Raw genomic sequence first — 12,882 nt, 5'->3', positions numbered from 1 at the left:
AATCGGGCGGTCGCCAGCCCCGATCGCCCGCTTCATGCCCAGCCCCCGCACCAGATCCAGCCCCAGGTCCAGCCCCAGGTCCAGCACTCTCCCCACGCCAGACCAGGTCCTCGCCGCCGTGCTGCCGGGCGCCCGCACGGCCGCCGCCATGCCTGCGGGCAAGCACGAAGTGGGCGCCAAGCTGCGCAAGGCGCGCAAGGAGCGTGGCCTGACGCTGCAGCAGGTGGCCGAAAGCAGCGGGCTGGCCGTGTCCACCATCTCCAAGGCCGAGCGCGGCCAGATCGCGCTGAGTTACGAGAAGGTGCTCATGCTGGGCAACGCGCTGGACATCGACATGACACGGCTGTTCATGGTCGGGGACGCCCAGCAGGCGGCCGGCGACACGCCCACCGTGGTCAAGGACTGCTTCGAGGACGTGCAGCGCTACGAGACCGACCAGTACCTCTACAGCGTGCTGTGCGGCGCCTTCCCGGGCAAGAAGATGCAGCCCCTGGTGGCCGTGATCAATGCGCGCGAGGCCGGCGAATTCTCCGAAACCATCCGCCATGCGGGCCAGGAGTTCGTGATGGTGCTCTCGGGCCGGGTGCGCATCCTGTTCGAGAACGGCGAATCGGTGGAGCTGGGCCGCCACGAGGCCGCATATTTCGACAGCGGCGTGGGCCATGTGTATGTGAGCCTGAGCCGCCAGCCGGCTCAAGTCGTCTCTGTCTGCAGCTGAAATGGTTAGCACCCCCTGAGCGGCTGAGCCGCTTCCCCCTCTCTCGCTACGCGGGAGGGGGACGACACCCTCGGTGCGGGGCGGCCCTTCCTCGGTGTCTCTGGCGTGGGGGTGCGCTAGTTTCATAGGTCGCGCCTCTTGTTTGGGGCGCAGACAGGTTTCCTGGGGGAATCCTCGTGCCCGGCACGGCCGCCCCGGAGTTCCTACAATCGCTGCCCATGAGCCTGCCCCAGTACACCCGCGCCAAAGAGCTTCCCGCCATCCTTGCCAAGCGCCTCGTCATTCTTGACGGCGCCATGGGCACCATGATCCAGCGCTTCAAGCTGGGAGAGGCCCAGTACCGGGGCCAGGGCTACACGGGCCCCGGCAGCGTGGGCGACCGCTTCAAGGACTTCCCGCATGACGTCAAGGGCAACAACGAGCTGCTGTCGCTCACCCGCCCCGACGTGATCCGCGACATCCACGACAAGTACCTGGCCGCCGGCGCCGACCTGATCGAGACCAACACCTTCGGCGCGACCACGATTGCGCAGGACGACTACCACATGGCCGATCTGGCGCGCGAGATGAATCTCAAGAGCGCCCAGCTGGCCCGCGCGGCCTGCGACAAGTACAGCACGCCCGGCCATCCGCGCTACGTGGCCGGCGCCCTGGGCCCCACGCCCAAGACGGCCAGCATCAGCCCCGACGTGAACGATCCGGGCGCGCGCAACGTGAATTTCGAGCAGCTGCGCCAGGCTTACCTGGAGCAGACGCTGGCGCTGATCGAGGGCGGCTCCGACGTCATCCTGGTCGAGACCATCTTCGACACGCTCAACGCCAAGGCCGCGCTGTTCGCGGTGGACGAGGCCTTCGAGCAAAGCGGCGAATGCCTGCCCATCATGATCAGCGGCACGGTGACCGATGCCTCGGGCCGCATCCTGTCGGGCCAGACGGTGACGGCCTTCTGGCACAGCGTGCGCCATGCCAACCCGCTGTCCATCGGCCTGAACTGCGCGCTGGGCGCGGCGCTGATGCGCCCCTACGTCCAGGAACTGAACAAGGCCGCGCCCGAGACCTTCATCAGCTGCTACCCCAACGCCGGCCTGCCCAATCCCATGAGCGACACGGGCTTTGACGAAACGCCCGAGGTCACCAGCCGCCTGGTGCACGAATTCGCGTCCGAAGGCCTGGTCAACATCGTGGGCGGCTGCTGCGGCACCACGCCGGACCACATCGGCGCCATCGCCAAGGCCGTGGGCAGCACGCCCACGCGCCGCCTGTTCTACCCGGAATCGGCCTGATGGCCCGGGCGGAGCCTCTGACATGAGTTCGCCGCTGCCGCCCGTCCCGTCCCCTGCCGCAGGGCTGCCGCTGCCAGTGGCGGCGCCTGTCTCCGGCCCGGCCGCTGGCGCGCCGGTGGCGCTACAGGCTCCGTCCGCTGCGGTGGCGCCGGCTTCGCCCGCGTCATCCGCCTCACCCTCCGTTCCCGTCACGCCGCCAGCGGCCACGGCCGTGCGCTGGTCGCCCGAGATGCTGCAAAGCCTGCGCCTGCAGGCCTTCGAGCAATTGGTGGCCCAGCTGGCGCGCCAGGTCCAGTCCAGCCCCGGCGCGCCCGCGCCGCAGTGGCCGGCCAGCGGCGTGTCCGAGGCGCTGGGCCGGCTGCTGGAGGCCTTGCTGGCCCAAGTAGGTACCCAGCAGGGCCAGGCCCTGCAACTGCTGGCAGCCCAGCCGGGTTCGGCGGCCTTGCTGCAGGCGCTGGCCGCCGGCACGACAGCTGGTACAGCGGCAGGTGCAACGGCAGGTACAGCGGCGGCCGGAGGGCAAGCGCAGCCATCGCAGAGTCTGCAGACGGGGACATCGACCTCTGCCCAGGCCGGCGCTGCTCCGCAGGCGGCGTCTTCCTCGCCTGCATTGCAGGCAGCAGCCTCCCTGCAGCCCTCTGCTGCCGCAGTGACGCTGGCCGTGGCAGCCGCCAAGGCCAAGGTGGTGGATGCGCTGCTGGCCGGATCGGGACTGGCACCGCAGGCCGGTGCCAGCGCGCCTGGAGGTGTTGCAGGCGGTGCCGCCCAGACCCTGCCCGCGCTGCAAAGCTGGTGGGTGCAGCAGGGCACGCTGCTGACGCCCCAGGGTGAGCGCGGCTTCACGCTGAGCCTGCAGGTGCCCCAGGCCTGGGCCCAGGCGCAGGGCGCGGCCATGGCGCTGGCGGCCGCATCGGCTTCCGCGCCGGGTGCGGCCCCTTTCACGGCGGCGGCGGCCCTGCCTGCGGGCGCTGCGCTGCCCTTGGCGGGCGCGCAGGCCACGGAGCCGGGCCTGCGCCTGCCGCTGGATGCCTCGCTGCAATCGCTGGCCTCGGGGCCGGTGGCCGTGGTGGTGCAGCCGCGTGGCGCCGATGCGCTGCGCACCAGCGCCCTGCTGCTGCTGGAGCTGCAGCCGCTTCGCCAGCCGGGCGGCGCCATGGCGTCGCCGGCCGGCCTGGCCTCGGTGGCTTCGCTGTCGCCTGCGCTTGCGCAGGAGGTGCAGCAGATGCTGCAGCAGCGCAACGATCCCTGGCTGCACATGGCGGCGGCCCAGGCCTCGGGCGCCTTGCCGCGCGAGCGCCGCGCCTTCGAGCACCAGTCGCATTTCTGCACCACCGAAGGCTGCCAGTACGAGGGCCGCGCGCCCTGCGCCCAGCCTTTTTGCAGCGAGATGAACCGTCTCTGGGACGTGTCGCGCACCGAGCGCAGCCGCTGACGACCTGGCCCCGGCCCGGGGTCTCCACGCTACGAAACTGACCGGGCCTGACGGTGGCGTGGTCATCGCCGGCCCCAGCTTTCATAATGCCGGCTGTCGTTCGCCATCTGCGCGGATGACGTCTTTGGCCGGGATGTGCAATGAATTTGCAGCGATCATGCTGCGATCTGCATCCTGGCTGCCTCCAAGTCGCTGCAAGCCACCAGCCCGCCGCGCACCTTCCAGCCACCTCTGTCGTGGCAACTACCGTCGCCGTTTGCGCATGCCCCCGGGCCGCGCCGGTGTTGTGCCATCTTTCATTTCCAGGAACCCGTTCAGGATGCGTTGTACCTCCCGCTTGACCCTTGCTTCTCTCGCCGTTGCGGCTGCCCTGCCGGTGGCTGCCCAGTCATCTGCCACAGGCTCCAACGTCACCATCAGCGGTTATCTCGACGCTGGCGTGTTCCGGGATTTCGACAAGACCAGCAAGCTGGGTACGATTCAGCGCAGCAACCTGGCGATTGCCGGTTTCGAGGACCTGGGCGGTGGCCTGAAGGCCACCTTCCGGCTGAGCACGCGTTTCGATCTGGACACGGGCCTCACCGAGGACTATCCGAAGAAGCCCTTCTGGCATGACGAGTCCACCGTTGGCCTGCAGGGCAGCTGGGGCCATCTGCGCCTGGGCCGCGCGCTCAGCGCCATGTGGAGCCAGGAGTGGCAGTTCGATCCCTGGGGCAACTTCAACCGCATCGCCTCGCCGGCCTGGCACATGGCCCACTACCTGACGCCGACCGACCGCGCCAGCAACAACGGCTCGCCCGAGTACGGCCGCATGTCCAACGGCGTGTTCTACGACTCGCCCAAGTTCGGCGGCTTTTCGCTGCACCTGAGCGCCTCGCCCGAGCGCACCGAGGCGCCTGGCCGCCAGGGCCGTGCGCGCTCGGTGTCGGTCAACTACGACCAGGGCGCAGTGGCGGCCATGCTGGCGCACGAGCGCAACGGCAGCGGCGACACCGACCTGTACATGGGCGGCAAGTACCGCATCGGCACGGCAGCGGTGATGCTGGCCTATGACCGCAGCAAGTCGGGCACGCCCGGCACGGGGCCCGACAAGTCGCGCATGGTCTCGCTGGGCGCCACCTACGGCATCGGGGCGACCACGCTCAAGGCCAGCTATGCACGCCAGCGCCTGGACCGCGATACCAACAACATGCTGTCGCTGGGTGCCGAGTACGCGCTGTCCAAGCGCACCATGCTCTACACCAGCCTGGGACACCAGCGCTACGAGAACCAGAGCTCGCGCACCGCCTTCGGCGTGGGCATGGCCCATTCCTTCTGATCAATGCGCTTCCCAGCGGCCTGACTGGGCAGCGCTGGTGATCCTGGCCAGGCCTGGAGCCAGCATGGGCTGAGGGGTTGCGGGCAGGGCGGTGAGTTCCAGGCCTTGCTCCAGCTTGAAGACGCTCACGGCCTGCTGCAGGCCATAGGCCTGTTCCTGCAGGGACTGGGCGGCGGCGGCGGCTTCCTCGACCAGGGCGGCGTTTTGCTGGGTGACCTGGTCCATCTGCGAGATGGCCTGGTTGATCTGCTCCAGGCCCGCCGTCTGCTCGACGCTGGCGGCCGTGATCTCTCCCATGATGTCGGTCACGTTGCGCACGCTGCTGACGATGTTCTGCATGGTCTGGCCGGCCTGCGCCACCAGGGCCGATCCGGTGCTGACCTTGCCGTTGGAGTCCTCGATGAGCAGCTTGATCTCCTTGGCCGCATCGGCGCAGCGCCGCGCCAGGGCGCGCACTTCGGCAGCAACGACGGCAAAGCCCCGGCCCTGCTCGCCGGCACGCGCGGCTTCCACGGCCGCGTTGAGCGCGAGGATGTTGGTCTGAAAGGCGATGGCGTCGATCACGCCGATGATGTCGGCGATCTTGCGCGAGGAGGCATGGATGGCGCCCATGGTGTCCACCACCTGGGAGACCACCTCGCCGCCTTGCTGGGCGACGGCCGAGGCCGAGGCCGCCAGCTGGTTGGCCTGGCGCGCGTTGTCGGTGTTCTGACGCACCGTGACGGTGAGCTGCTCCATGGAGGCAGCGGTTTCTTCCAGCGAGCTGGCCTGGTGCTCGGTGCGCACCGAAAGATCGTTGTTGCCCGAGGCGATCTGGCTGGAGGCCGTGGCGATCGAGTCCGTGCCACTGCGCACCTGCCGGACGATGTGGATGAGGCTCTGGTCCATGCGGTGCAGTGCGCGCAGCAGCTGGCCTGTTTCGTCGGTGGTGGTGGCCTGGATGCGGCGCGTCAGGTCGCCTTCGGCCACGGCCTGGGCCACGCCCAGGGCCTCGTTCAGCGGACGCGCCACGATGCGCGCCAGCGTGAGCGCCAGGGCCAGCCCCAGCAAAATGCTGGCTCCCAGCAGGCCGACCACCCAGATGCGTGCGCTGCGGTAGAGGGCATTGGCGTGGTCGTTGGCCTGCTGTCCGCCTTCGTGGTCGATCTGCACCATGCGGTCGATCTGGTCATACAGGCGTCGGCTCAGCTCCAGCGATTCGCCCTGGGCCAGCACCAGGGCTTCGTCCTTGCGGCCATTGCGCGCCAGGGCCATGACCATGGCGTGCTCCTTGGCGTACTCGTTGCGCAGCCGGCCCAGTTCGTCGTAGGCGGCCTTCTCCGGCGCGGAGCTGATGAAGCTGGCGTAGTTGTCGTAGCTGGTCTGGGTCTTCTTCCACAGCTCGCCCATGATCCTGTCGAAGGCACCGATGTCCTGCTCGCTGGTGGATATCAGGTACTGCAGCTCGTTGACGCGGTAGCGGGCCGTGGTGGCGCGGATGTCGAGCAACATGCGTGATGAAGGCATCCAGCGCGTGGCGATATCGATGGACGCCTGGTTGATCCGGCTGAGCTGCAGCACGGCATAGAGGCCCACGAAGGTGGTCAGCGCCAGGACGGCCACGAAGGCCAGCAGCAGCTTGGAGGAGATCTTGAGATTGCGAAAGGCTTGCATGGCGAAGTCCTGTAGGCGTGTCCCTTGAACGGCAAGGGGAAAAAAGGCGTGCAGCAGGGCGCACCTTGCCTGCCGTGCAGAGCAAGGTGGAACGGGTATCAGCGAAAGAGAAAACGAGGGCCGCAGTGCCCGCTCAGGGTGGGAACCAGCCCGAGGTCCGGCAGATGCGGCCCTTGATGCGGGGCCTCATGGCGCAGGCCCTGTCCGTGCGCCTGCGCTGCGGCGGGCGCTTCGCGGGCATGCCGCAGCAGCGGGGAAGATGCAGAGGATTGCGAACCGTCCGCCTGCACCGTTTGGCACGCGGATACCCGCTGCAGCCAGGCGTTCGGCGGCGGCTGCCGCGCGCTGAGGGCGGGCATTGCGGGTAGTTGTCCTAGGGACTTCGGACAGGGAAAAAGTGGCTATCTGCATCTGTGGTGGGGATTATTTCCGCACCGTCTGAGGATGAGGATGCCCACCATCTGATTTTGGATAGGACGTGTCCTAAAAGCCGTTTGCAGGCCCGCAGCCAAGCCATCCGCATCCGCGGATGGCCGGCTTCAAGGCATCGGAAACTTCAGCGCATCAAGGCGACCGGCATCTGTCGCCAGTCGCTCAGACCACGCCCTTGCCGCGCAGGGCCTGCAGCTGCTGCGCATCCAGGCCCAGGCGCTCGCGCAGCACCTCGTCCGTGTGCTGGCCCAGGGCGGGCGGCGCATGGCGCAGCGTGGTGGGCGTGTCCGACAGGCGCAGCGGGCTGGCCGTGGTCACCACGCGGTTGATGGTCTCGCCCGCAGGCGGTGTGGCGCCCGGATAGCGCTCCTGCTCCACGCGCAGGCCGCGCGCGCGCACCTGGGCATCGTCGAAGGCCTGGCCGATGTGGTTGATGGGGCCGCAGGGCACGGCCTTGTCTTCCAGCAGCGCGATCCACTCGGCCGTGGGCCGGCCGCGCGTGAGTTCGGCCATCAGCGGGATCAGCGCGTCGCGGTGGATGACGCGGCCGGCATTGGTGGCAAAGCGCTCGTCGCGCGCCCAGTCCACGCCGGCCGCCCCGCAAAAGCGCGCGAACTGGCCGTCGTTGCCGATGGCCAGCAGCATGCGGCCGTCGGCCGTGGGGAAGTCCTGGTAGGGCACGACGCTGGGGTGGGTGTTGCCCTGGCGGCCCGGCACATGGCCGGTGTTCAGGAAGCCCGCGCCCTGGTTGGCCAGCACGGCCATGGCCACGTCCAGCAAGGCCATGTCGATGTGCTGGCCCCGCCCCGTGTGGTGGCGCGCCTCCACGGCGCCCAGGATGGCCGTGGTCGCATACATGCCGGTGAACAGGTCGATCACGGCCACGCCCACGCGCAGCGGGCCGCCGCCGGGCTCGCTGTCGGCGCGGCCCGTGATGCTCATGAGGCCGCTCATGGCCTGCACCAGCAGGTCGTAGCCGGCGCGCGGCGCATACGGCCCGGTCTGTCCGAAGCCCGTGACCGAGCAGTAGATCAGGCGCGGGTTCAGCGCGCTCAGCGAGGCGTAGTCAAGGCCGTAGCGCTTGAGGCCTCCGGTCTTGAAGTTCTCCACCACCACATCGCTTTGCATGGCCAGCTCGCGGATCAGCTGCTGGCCCTCGGCCGTGGCCATGTCCACGGTGACCGATCGCTTGTTGCGGTTGCAGGCCGCGAAGTACACGGCGTTGTCCGAGGGATTGCCTTGCGCATCGGGAAAGAAGGGCGGGCCCCAGTGGCGCGTGTCATCGCCCTCGCCGGGCTTTTCGATCTTGATCACGTCGGCCCCCATGTCGGCCAGGTTCTGAGTGCACCAGGGGCCGGCCAGCACGCGCGAGAGGTCGAGCACGCGCAGATGGCCCAGCGCTCCTGCGGTCTGGGTGGCCGTGTTGTGGATGGGGCTGGGGGAGGGGGTTTCTGTGTGGTTCATGGACTGAGGCGGCTATCCCGGGCAGATGGGCCCATGCTACGGCGCGCGGGCCTGCTGCGGCTTCGCATTTGTGAAAGCGCGCGTTCGCGCACGGGCCGGCACTGCGGTTTGTACTGACGCGCGCGGCTCAGTGCCGGAGCCTGCGGCTTTCTACAATGCCGGATGGCCATGCATTTCGATCTTGTGGATCTGCGCCTTATGGTGCACATCGCCGACGCCAACAGCATGACGCGTGGCGCGGAACTTTCCTTCATCTCCCTGCCGGCGGCCAGCACCCGCATCAAGAACCTGGAAGAGAGCATCGGCACCAAGCTGCTGTACCGCACCAGCCAGGGCGTGACGCTGACGCCGCCGGGCCAGGCCTTCGTCACCCATGCGCGCATGGTGCTGGGCCAGATCGAGCATCTGCGCGGCGACATGCAGGAGTACGTGCGCGGCATCAAGGGCCATGTGCGGGTGTTTGCCAACACCACCTCGCTGGGCGAGTTCCTGCCGCCCGTGCTGCGCCACTACCTGCGCCGCAATCCCGACGTGAACATCGACCTGCGCGAGCGCCTGTCGCACGACATCGTGCGTGCCGTGACCGAGGGGCAGACCGACATCGGCATCGTCGCCGGCCTGGTGCGCACCGAGAACCTGGAGACCCTGCCCTACCGCCGCGACCGCCTGGTGCTGGTCGTGCCGCGCGGCCATGCGCTCGATGGCGAGATGCAGATGGCCTTTGCCGACACGCTGGACCTGGACCATGTGGGCCTGCACGAATCCAGTGCCATCCACGCCTTCCTGCGCCAGGCCAGCGACCAACTGCACCGGCCCATCAAGCAGCGCATCCAGGTGGGCAACTTCGAGACGGCCTGCCGCATGATCGAGTCCGGCGTGGGCGTGGGCGTGCTGCCCGAGTCGGCCGCCAGCCGCCATGCGCATTCCATGGACATCGCCATCGTGCCGCTGTCCGATGCCTGGTCGGTGCGCGAGATGCAGATCTGCGTGCGCAGCCTGGAGGCCCTGCCGTCCTTCGCCCAGGAGCTGGTGGAGCTGCTGGTGGCCGACGCACAGGGCCGGCTCACGCTGGAGTAGCTTGGACTCAACTATTCAGTGCTTGCGCACGGCCTACGCAACTGGCGTGTTCCAAGCGCGAGACGCCGAGCAAGGGCCGCCCCGCAGCGAGGGCGTCGTCCCCCTCCCGCGAAGCGAGAGAGGGGGAAGCGGCGTAGCCGCTCAGGGGGTGTTCATACCGTCGGTGCCAGCCAGTACTTGAAAGTGCCGGTGGCCGTGGCCACGAGCTTTCCGTCTTCATCGAGCAACTGCGCCGCGCAGCTGCACAGGCTGCGGCTGGCGTGCACCACCCAGCCTTCGGCCAGCAGCGCGCCCTTGCCCGGACGGTGGAAGCGGCTGCTCATCTCCACCGTCACGGCGGTCTGCGATGGCGCACCGGGCAACTCGCCCGCGGCGCGCGACATCACGGAGTCCAGCAGCGTCATGAGCACGCCGCCGTGCGCGGCGGGCAGCTGGTTGAGCAGTTCCTCGCGCATGTGGGGCAGGCGCACATGGACCTTGCCGGGCGGCGCGGGCACCTGCGAGGCGCCGATCAGCCGCATGAAGGCATTGCGGTCGGGGGGCGGTGCACTCATACGGCTCATGCGGCGCGCGCCTCGCGCACCATGTTGCGCGCGATGATGACCTGCTGGATCTGGGTCGTGCCTTCGTACAGGCGGAACAGCCGCACGTCGCGGTAGAAGCGCTCGATGCCGAACTCGGCCAGGTAGCCCGAGCCGCCCAGGATCTGCACGGCGCGGTCGGCCACACGGCCCACCATTTCGGTGGCGAACATCTTGCAGCACGAGGCCTCGGTGGAGACGTTGCGGCCTTCGTCGCGGCGGCGCGCGGCGTCGATCACCATGCACTCGGCCGCATACAGCTCGGCCTGGCTGTCGGCCAGCATGGCCTGCACCAGCTGGAACTCGCAGATGGGCTGGCCGAACTGCTTGCGCTCCAGCGCATAGTTCAGCGCGTCGCGCAGGATGCGCTGCGCCACGCCCACGCTCACGGCCGCGATGTGGATGCGGCCCTTGTCCAGCACCTTCATGGCGGTCTTGAAGCCCTGGCCTTCCTTCAGGCCGATGAGGTTGGCCGCCGGCACGCGCACGTTGTCGAAGAACACGTCGCAGGTGTGCGCGCCCTTCTGGCCCATCTTCACGTCGTTCTTGCCGAAGCTGATGCCCGGCGACTTCGCATCCACGATGAAGGCCGAGACGCCGCCCGCGCCCTTGTTGGCCGGGTCGGTGCGCGCCATCAGCGTGAACATGCCCGCATGCGGCGCATTGGTGATGAAGCGCTTGTTGCCGTTGACCACGTAGTGGTCCCCGTCCCTGATGGCGGTGGTGCGCAGCGAGGCCGCGTCCGAGCCCGCCTCGGGCTCGGTCAGCGCGAACGAGGCCATGATCTCGCCCGTGGCCAGCTTGGGCAGCCAGGCCGCCTGCTGCTCGGGCGTGCCGTCGATGAGGATGCCCTGCGAGCCTATGCCCACGGTCGTGCCGATCACCGAGCGGAAGGCCGGCGCGGTCTGGCACAGCTCGAAGAGCACGCGCACCTCTTCCTCCATGGTCAGCTCCAGCCCGCCGAACTGCTCGGGGATGGTCATGCCGAACAGACCCAGGTTGCGCATCTCCTGCACGATGGACTCGGGAATCTCGTCGGTCTCGGCCACTTCGTTCTCGGCGGGCACCAGGCGCTCGCGCACAAAGCGGCGCACGCTGTCCAGCAGGGCTTCGAGGGTTTCTTGGTCGCGGATCATTGCGGTGTTCTTTCTCTCTACGGAATCAAAGCGCCTCGGCCGTACCCAGCACAGCCGTGGACTGGCTGGAAAGGGTGCCGCCGTTGCCATGGACCACGGCCGTGCGGTGGCGTCCCAGCTGGCGCTGGCCGGCCTCGCCGCGCAGCTGGCGCACGGCCTCGATCAGCGCAAAGATGCCGTACATGCCCGGGTGCACGCAGGACAGGCCGCCGCCGTTGGTGTTGACGGCCAGCCGCCCGCCGGGCGCGATACCGCCCTTGGACACGAAGGCGCCGCCCTCGCCCTTGGCGCAAAAGCCCAGGTCCTCCAGGAACAGCAGGGTGTTGATGGTGAAGGCGTCGTAGACCTGGGCCATGTCCATGTCGGCAGCGGTGAGCCCCGCCATGGCAAAGGCCTGGGCGCCGGACTGCGCGGCGGCCGTGGTGGTGAGGTCGGGCATGCAGGAGATCTGGCGGTTCCAGATGGCCGTGGCATTGCCCAGCACGTAGACGGGGGGGTGCGGCAGGTCGCGGGCGCGCTCGCCGCGCACCAGCACGATGGCGCCCGCGCCGTCCGTCACCAGGCAGCAGTCGCGCACGCTCAAGGGGCTGGCGATGGGGCGGGCCGAGAGCACGTCCTCGATGGTCAGCGGGTCGCGCATGAAGGCTTCGGGGTTGAGCTGGGCCCAGGCACGCGCGGCCACGGCCACCTCGGCCAGTTGCTCGCGCGTGGTGCCGAACTCGTGCATGTGGCGCGCGGCTGCCAGCGCATAGGCGGTCACGGGCAGCACGGGCTCGTAGGGGAACTCGTAGGGCTGCGGGTCCAGGAATCGCCGCGCCGCCTGGCCTTCCTTGCGGCCGAAGGTGGCCGAGCGCTGGGCGCTGCCGTAGCACACCAGCACGGCCTTGCACTGGCCGGCCTCCAGCGCGCGGATGGCGGGCAGCAGATGGGCGATGAAGCTGCTGCCGCCGATCATCGTGCCGTCCACATAGGTGGGGTTGATGCCCAGGTGCTCGATCACGGGCATGGTCCACATGCTGGCGTTGACGCTGCAGGTGGCCAGGCCGTCGATGTCCTGCATGGTCAGGCCCGCATCGGCCACGGCCGCGTGGGCGGCGCGCACCAGCAGGGTCATGTCGTCCATGCCGGGTGCCTCGCCACAGCCATAGGTGGCGGCGCCGGCAATGGCCACGCGCCCGCGCAGCGGGCGGTTCACGGCGGCGGCGTCCAGGGTGGATTGGGGGATGCGGGTGTTCATGCTGCACCTCCCTGCGATCCCTGTGCCGCCTGTCCGAGCGCGGGCTGGAACAGCACCAGGCCGCGTCCGTCCTTGCTCGCCACATGGGCGCTCACGCGCTGACCTATGCGCACGTCGGCCGGCGCAATGCCTTCGACGCGGCCCATCATGCGCACGCCTTCGTCCAGGTCGATCAGGGCCACGTTGTAGTCGCCACCGGCATCGCTCTTGCGCGCGACGGTGCTGGTGGAGTAGACCGTGCCCTGGCCGCTGGCGCGCACCCAGCGCAGCGGGCTGGCGCCGCAGTGCGGGCACAGCTCGCGCGGGGTGAAGACATGGCGCGTGCATTGCGGGCACTGCTGTATGCAGAAGCGGCCGGCATCGAGTTCGGCCTGGTAGTGGGTCTGTGCGCTCAGGTGCATGGGCGGTGTCTCCGTTCTCGGTGTTCTTGGCGCTGCACCCGGCACGCGGGCGCAGCGGCTGTCCGCCAGCATGCCCGCATCGCGGGGCCGCTTCAATTCGCCAATCTGGAAGGGTGGCTTCACCAGTGCCGGCGCCCGGCTGTCAACCCA

The 12,882-nt window shown here is 68.9% G+C and carries 11 protein-coding genes; 5 read left to right on the top strand and 6 right to left on the bottom strand.

Annotated features, from left to right (window positions below; all coding sequences use genetic code 11):
- Positions 1–34 precede the first annotated feature (34 nt).
- The 4 genes from LGR64_RS27340 to LGR64_RS27325 all read left to right on the top strand — a co-directional run bounded on the left by LGR64_RS27340 (position 35) and on the right by LGR64_RS27325 (position 4,751).
- Positions 35–718 (top strand): helix-turn-helix domain-containing protein, encoded by a 684-nt coding sequence (locus tag LGR64_RS27340; RefSeq protein WP_185750967.1) that lies wholly within the window; start codon positions 35–37, stop codon positions 716–718.
- Positions 719–936: 218 nt separating this feature from the next.
- A complete protein-coding gene (locus tag LGR64_RS27335) occupies positions 937–2,001 on the top strand; it encodes a homocysteine S-methyltransferase family protein (protein WP_043823294.1) in 1,065 nt (354 codons plus the stop codon).
- 22 nt (positions 2,002–2,023) lie between these two features.
- A complete protein-coding gene (locus LGR64_RS27330) occupies positions 2,024–3,433 on the top strand; it encodes a Fe-S oxidoreductase (protein WP_141832938.1) in 1,410 nt (469 codons plus the stop codon).
- A 319-nt stretch (positions 3,434–3,752) separates the two neighbouring features.
- On the top strand, positions 3,753–4,751 hold the full coding sequence (locus tag LGR64_RS27325; RefSeq protein ID WP_012202110.1) for a porin: 999 nt from the start codon (positions 3,753–3,755) through the stop codon (positions 4,749–4,751).
- Here the strand turns inward: LGR64_RS27325 and LGR64_RS27320 are convergent, their stop codons facing one another.
- A complete protein-coding gene (locus tag LGR64_RS27320) occupies positions 4,752–6,404 on the bottom strand; it encodes a methyl-accepting chemotaxis protein (RefSeq protein ID WP_141832936.1) in 1,653 nt (550 codons plus the stop codon).
- 594 nt (positions 6,405–6,998) lie between these two features.
- A complete protein-coding gene (locus LGR64_RS27315; RefSeq protein WP_088166499.1) occupies positions 6,999–8,300 on the bottom strand; it encodes a CaiB/BaiF CoA transferase family protein in 1,302 nt (433 codons plus the stop codon).
- A 162-nt stretch (positions 8,301–8,462) separates the two neighbouring features.
- On the opposite strand from LGR64_RS27315, the gene LGR64_RS27310 reads away from it, so the two are divergent.
- Entirely contained in the window at positions 8,463–9,377 is a 915-nt protein-coding gene (locus LGR64_RS27310) for a LysR family transcriptional regulator (protein ID WP_012202113.1), read from the top strand.
- Positions 9,378–9,529: 152 nt separating this feature from the next.
- On the opposite strand, the gene LGR64_RS27305 is transcribed toward LGR64_RS27310, so the two are convergent.
- The 4 genes from LGR64_RS27305 to LGR64_RS27290 are packed head-to-tail and all read right to left on the bottom strand — an operon-like array spanning position 9,530 to position 12,732.
- On the bottom strand, positions 9,530–9,931 hold the full coding sequence (locus LGR64_RS27305) for a PaaI family thioesterase (RefSeq protein WP_047473018.1): 402 nt from the start codon (positions 9,929–9,931) through the stop codon (positions 9,530–9,532).
- Positions 9,932–9,936: 5 nt separating this feature from the next.
- Complete coding sequence (locus tag LGR64_RS27300) at positions 9,937–11,094, bottom strand: acyl-CoA dehydrogenase family protein (RefSeq protein WP_013800068.1); 1,158 nt, start codon at positions 11,092–11,094, stop codon at positions 9,937–9,939.
- Between the two features lie 25 nt (positions 11,095–11,119).
- Positions 11,120–12,331, bottom strand: coding sequence for a thiolase (locus tag LGR64_RS27295; protein WP_141832931.1), 1,212 nt, complete (start codon positions 12,329–12,331; stop codon positions 11,120–11,122).
- On the bottom strand, positions 12,328–12,732 hold the full coding sequence (locus LGR64_RS27290; RefSeq protein ID WP_016452202.1) for a Zn-ribbon domain-containing OB-fold protein: 405 nt from the start codon (positions 12,730–12,732) through the stop codon (positions 12,328–12,330). The genes LGR64_RS27295 and LGR64_RS27290 overlap by 4 nt, the downstream gene beginning before the upstream one ends.
- Positions 12,733–12,882 lie beyond the last annotated feature (150 nt).

It is taken from the genome of Delftia sp. Lp-1 (assembly GCF_020523835.1).
GTDB classification, from domain to species: domain Bacteria; phylum Pseudomonadota; class Gammaproteobacteria; order Burkholderiales; family Burkholderiaceae_C; genus Comamonas; species Comamonas acidovorans.
Note: the sequence above shows the minus strand (reverse complement) of the source record. Positions and strands in the feature narration are given on the sequence as shown.